Origin of the sequence: Amycolatopsis panacis (assembly GCF_003600245.1) — a bacterium.
Classification (GTDB): Bacteria; Actinomycetota; Actinomycetes; order Mycobacteriales; family Pseudonocardiaceae; genus Amycolatopsis; species Amycolatopsis sulphurea.
Genome location: NZ_QZFV01000020.1, coordinates 1 through 5,315, shown reverse-complemented (window position 1 = coordinate 5,315; position 5,315 = coordinate 1). Strand labels below are relative to the sequence as shown.

Genomic DNA, 5,315 nt, shown 5'->3' with positions numbered 1-5,315 from the left:
AGGTGTGTGCGACCACCTCGTAGCGTGCGCCGGACCGGTTTCGGGTCCGTGAAGGGACCCTTCACAGACTCAGAGTCCGTGAAGGGTCCCTTCACAGACCTCTACACCGACTTTGCCGGAACCCTGGCGTCTGAGTCCGTGAAGACATCCCTTCACAGCAGACAGATCGGGCGTGGCGCGGCGGCAGGGGGCGGTAGGGCGGTCACGAAAAGGGCCGCCACCCGGGGTGCGGGTGGCGGCCCTCGTTCGGAAGTACGTGGGTCAGAGGAGGTTGACCGACGTGGCCTGCGGGCCCTTCTGGCCCTGGCCGATCTCGAACTCCACGCGAGCGTTCTCCTCGAGGGTACGGAAACCGTTGCCCTGGATCTCGCTGTAGTGCACGAAGACGTCGCCGCCACCGTTGTCGGGAGTGATGAAGCCGAACCCCTTCTCGGAGTTGAACCACTTCACGGTGCCCTGAGTCATCTAACAATCTCCATACATAAAAACAAAACAGGAAGCCACATCGACGCCCTGGGTCCATCCCCGGACGAAGCGCACCCTCGATGGTGAAGGAGACCCGACGCCCGCTGGATTCTGCGAGCGTGACTCAACACGAACACAAAAATCAAGACCGTCCAAAGTAAACCACAGCACGCGGCGGCCCGACAACCCCGGCTCACCCGCCCGGGTCCGTCTCCGACACCTGTGTGACCAGCAACACCCGGGTCGCGGGCGCTCCGTCTCACACTGCGAAACAGTCAACTGCGGCAACGACCTCAGGCCGGCTGAACAGCGGGCGAAGTCCTCCTGAACACCGCCCGCAGAGCACCCGGCGCGCTCCTCTGCCCGGTTTCCCACGCGTTTCGCGCTCCGCGAAAAAGGATCTTGTCCGGACGGCCGTGATCAGGTTCGAGGGAGCAGCGCGAATCCATCTCGTGGGCCGAATTCCTCGGCACAGAGCCAAATTCCTGAGCAGGCCGCAGTCGAATTCCTGGCAGGCCCGCCTTATCGAGGACACTCAGACGCCGGCGGACGGGACGGCCGGGTATCCGCGTTACCGGCTCGCTTCGCTTACGCCCCAAGCGATCCAGCTCATCGAGCGCGGAATCCGACCCGTGCAGGACCCACCCCACGACGGCAACTGAGAACGCCGGGACCAACCGAACCGCAATTTCACAAAATCGGCCCAACCATCACGACGCCACGCGCCACCCCGGCCCGCGCGACTTCACGCAGCCGCCACGGCCGCCGCGCGCGAAAACCCGTCACTCACCGCTGGCCGGGCGCAGCGGGGCTCCGAACGGCGAACGCCAGTCCACCCCCTGTTCGGGCGCGGTCACGGCGTCATCGTGTGCCTCGGCGCTCGCGCTGAACAGCACCGGCACCACACCGGAGCTGCCCGCCGCGCCGGGCTCCTCCTCGGCCGCTACCGCGTGCAGCTCGGCGGCCGCCCTGGTGGTCCGGCTCCGGCGGGCCCGCGTGGTGGCGGGCCGGCTGCTCTCGTCCTTTTCGTCGGTCACGGTGAAACTCCCCTCGTTCCTCCCCGCGGCAGCGGGGTGATGACCGCGATGGTGCCATCGGGCACCGACAGAAACCCCTCCGGCAGCGGCGCACCGCTGGCGGGAATGCGGTTCGTCCCACGGGATTCCCCACGACCGGAGTCGGCGGAGCGGATCCGGGAACACCGTCAGGCTACCGGAGCGCACCCCACGCGGCTACCGAACATCTCCGGCGTTTCCCCCTGTTCTCAGGAACTTTTCAGGCCCCCGGCCGCGCGGCCCCGAGCAGGGTGCTCAGCCGCACGTCCGGGGTCACCACGTCCGGATCGGTCCGCACATCGAGCACACACGGGCGCTGCCGCACCAGCGCACTCGCCACGATCGGCTCAAGCTGATCCCGATCGTCCACGGTGTACCCGGCCGCGCCGAGTCCGCGCGCCCACGAAGCGAAGTCGACGATAGGGACGGTCACGCCGGATAGCCGGCCGTGGGTCCGAGCCTGGTGCACGGCCAGCGCGCCATGCAGACCGTTCTGGAAAACGACCACCATCACCGGCGCGCGGTAGCGTACGGCGGTTTCAAGCTCCTGGCCGGTCATCAAGGTGCCCGCGTCGCCGACCATCGCGACGACAGTGCGACGCGGCTCAGCCAGCTTCGCGGCCACCGCTGCAGGGACTGCGTACCCCATCACCGCACTACTCGGCCCTAGCTGGCTACGCGGCTGAGTGAAGCACCAGTACCGGTGCATGAACTGCGCGAAGTTCCCGGCGTCGCTGGTGACAATGGTGTCTTCCGGCGCCAGCTTCCGCAGCACCCGGACCACGTCAGCCGGGTGTACGCGCGACTCGCGGCTTGTGTCGGGCGGCGTCATGAACGTGTGCACAGCAGCGTTGGCAGCCGACGCTCGCCGCGTACGTGGCGAAGCGAGCGACCGTAGCTCGCGAAGGAACGGCTCGACCTCCGAGTCGACGCGGAACGTCAGGCCGCGCCGGCTCTGCTCTTCGAGCCCGGTACCGACGAGTACGAGCGTCTGTTGCGCTGTGGGGTAGCGGTAGCCCTGTGTGGTCACTTCGTCGAGCTGCGTACCGAGCGCGAGCACCAGGTCCGCACGCTCCAGCGCGTCGAGCTGTCGCGCGGGGATCCCGAGCCCGAGGTGGCCGGCGTAGCGCTCGTGGTTCTCCGGGAACGCGTCCTGCCGGCGAAACGCGTTGTACACCGGCAGGGAGAGCTCGTCTGCGACAGCGATCAGCTCTTCACGCGCCGACTGCGCGCGCCCGCCGACGATCACTACGGGGTAGCGCGCCTCGTCCACCAGCGCCGCCACGGCTTCCGCCGAACGGCCCAGCGTGCCGCAGACAGGTGGGCGCAGGGTGGCCGCCGGTTTGGCCGAGTCGTACGGGACGCCCCACGCGTCACTCGGCACGCCGAGGACCACCGGGCCGGGCCGCCGTTCGCGGCATCGGGCCAGCCCCTCGGCGAGCAGGTGCGGCACTTCGTCGGGTTCGTCGGCCCGCGCGCACCACTTCGAGATCGGCTCGAACATGCCGGTCAGGTCGCTCGCCGGGACCTCGCCGGGGATCACCGGGCCGAGCGGGGGCGTCTCCAGCAGCGCCACCATCGGCGTCTGGTCCTGGTACGCGGTCTGCACGCCGAGCACCGCCCCGGCCGCGCTCGGCCCGCGGCTGGCGAGCAGCACGGCGGGGTGGCCGGTGAGCTTGCCCTCCGCCTCGGCCATGAACGCGGCACCCGAATCGTGCCTGGCGGAGACGGGCGTGACCGCGCGTTCGCGGCGGAGCGCGTCGAGCAGTTCCAGGAACGACTCACCGACGACCGAGTACACCCGGCGGACCCCGGCCACAATCAGGATGCGCACGGCCGTTTGCGCGACGGTGGTGCCCAGTTGGTATCTAATGAGGAGAGCTTAAGGCGGCACCGTTCACCGCCGTCAAGCGATCTTGAAAAACTGGCTGCCAGGTTGAGTCAAATGTCTGCTTTGCCCGTTCGTTGCGGAAGCGAGGTCGTCACCGTGTCACCCGAACATGAAACGATCTTCACATATGGCGCCCCTGCGCTCAAGTACGGCACCGGCGCGAGCGAGGAGATCGGCTACGACCTGACCCAGTACGGCGCGCGACGAGTGCTCGTGGTCACCGACCCGGTCGTGGCCGCCACCGGCTGGCCGGAGCGGATCGCCGAGGGCATCCGCGGCTACGGCATCGTCACCGAGACGTTCGACGGGGTGCATGTGGAACCCACGGACATCAGCATGCGGAAAGCGGTGGACTTCGCCCGCGGATCCGGTCCGTACGACGCCTTCGTGGCCGTCGGCGGCGGGTCCAGCATCGACACCGCGAAGGCCGCCAACCTGCTGACCAGTAACGACGGCGAGCTGATGGACTACGTCAACGCGCCGGTCGGCGGCGGCCGGGCACCGGCGAACCCGCTCAAACCGCTGGTGGCCGTGCCGACCACGACCGGGACCGGTTCCGAGAGCACCGCGGTGTGCGTGCTGGACGTGTTGTCACTGCGGGTCAAGAGCGGGATCAGCCACCTGCGGCTGCGTCCGTCGCTGGCCGTGGTCGATCCACGGCTCACGATCAGCCAGCCCGCCGGGGTCACCGCGGCGAGCGGGATGGACATCCTGTGCCATGCCGCGGAAAGCTACACCGCGAAGCCCTACACCGAGTTCGAGCGCAAACGTCCGGAGCAGCGCGTACCCTACTGCGGCTCGAACCCGCTGGCGGACATGTTCGCGGAGAAGTCGCTGCAGCTGCTGTCCTGGGCGCTGCCCGCCGCCGCGCGCGACGGCAAGGACCTGGCCGCGCGGGAGGCGATGGCGCTGGCCGCGACGTTCGCCGGGCTCGGTTTCGGCAACGCCGGGGTGCACATCCCGCACGCCAACGCGTACCCGATCGCCGGGCAGGTACGGGATTTCCATCCCGCGGGCTATCCGGGCGAAGAGGCGATGGTGCCGCACGGCATGGCCGTCGCCCTCACCGCGCCCGCCGCGTTCCGGTTCACCTTCCCCGCGTCGCCGGACCGGCACCTGCGGGTGGCCCGGCTGCTCGCGCCGGACTTCGAATGGCCCGGCGACCTCGCCGACCACCTGCCCGCCGTGCTGACCACCCTGATGCGCGAGACCGGCCTCCCGGCCGGCCTCGACGCCGTCGGCTACACCGAGTCCGATGTGGACTCTCTGGTGGCGGGCACGCTCAAGCAGCAACGGCTGCTGGCGACCGCGCCGCGCAGCCCGTCCGAAGAGGACTTGGCGGACATCCTGCGGGCTTCGGTGAGCCTGTGGTGAAGTATCCGCACTGGCAGACGGTTCCGTTGCGCTGGAAGGACAACGACGTCTACGGCCACGTGAACAACGTGGTGCACTACTCGCTGATGGACACCGTGATCAACACCTGGCTGATCGAACGCGGCGGGCTGGACATCGAAAGCGGGCCGGTGATCGGGCTGTGCGTGGAATCGCGCTGTGCCTACCACGCTTCGGTGTCCTTTCCGGACTCGTTGCGGATCGGGCTGCGGGCGGCGCACCTCGGCCGGTCGAGCGTGCGGTACGAGGTCGGGATGTACTCGGCGGCCGAGGTGCTGGTCGCCGAGGGGCACTTCGTGCACGTGTTCGTCGACCGCGAGCACCGGCGGCCGGTACCGGTCACCGGAAAGCTGCGCGAATCCCTGACCGAGCTGCTCACCTGAGCCTGCCTGCCGCAGCTGTGAAGGGACCCTTCACGGACTCTGAGTCCGTGAAGGGTCCCTTCACAGCCTTCAAGAACGGTTACTTCTTGGTGAGGGGTTTGGTGGTGGCGCCCGGCCGGTGGTTGAACT

The 5,315-nt window shown here is 68.7% G+C and carries 5 protein-coding genes; 2 read left to right on the top strand and 3 right to left on the bottom strand.

The features are described 5' to 3' along the window. Positions 1-261: 261 nt before the first annotated feature. The 3 genes from D5S19_RS01540 to D5S19_RS01530 form a co-directional block, all read right to left on the bottom strand. Positions 262-465 (bottom strand): cold-shock protein, encoded by a 204-nt coding sequence (locus tag D5S19_RS01540; RefSeq protein WP_098511896.1) that lies wholly within the window; start codon positions 463-465, stop codon positions 262-264. Between the two features lie 782 nt (positions 466-1,247). Beyond that, entirely contained in the window at positions 1,248-1,502 is a 255-nt protein-coding gene (locus D5S19_RS01535) for a hypothetical protein (protein ID WP_120021530.1), read from the bottom strand. A gap of 238 nt (positions 1,503-1,740) precedes the next feature. Beyond that, positions 1,741-3,381 carry a thiamine pyrophosphate-binding protein gene (locus D5S19_RS01530; RefSeq protein WP_120021529.1) on the bottom strand — a complete coding sequence of 547 codons (1,641 nt, stop codon included), beginning with the start codon at positions 3,379-3,381 and terminating at the stop codon, positions 1,741-1,743. Between the two features lie 126 nt (positions 3,382-3,507). On the opposite strand from D5S19_RS01530, the gene D5S19_RS01525 reads away from it, so the two are divergent. Continuing rightward, positions 3,508-4,785 carry a hydroxyacid-oxoacid transhydrogenase gene (locus tag D5S19_RS01525; protein WP_233573659.1) on the top strand — a complete coding sequence of 426 codons (1,278 nt, stop codon included), beginning with the start codon at positions 3,508-3,510 and terminating at the stop codon, positions 4,783-4,785. Next, complete coding sequence (locus tag D5S19_RS01520) at positions 4,779-5,186, top strand: acyl-CoA thioesterase (RefSeq protein WP_120021527.1); 408 nt, start codon at positions 4,779-4,781, stop codon at positions 5,184-5,186. The genes D5S19_RS01525 and D5S19_RS01520 overlap by 7 nt, the downstream gene beginning before the upstream one ends. Positions 5,187-5,315: the final 129 nt, after the last annotated feature.

Coding starts and splice junctions, on each gene's coding strand:
- D5S19_RS01540 (WP_098511896.1), bottom strand. CDS start 465: ATGACTCAGGGCACCGTGAAGTGGTTCAACTCCGAGAAGGGGTTCGGC.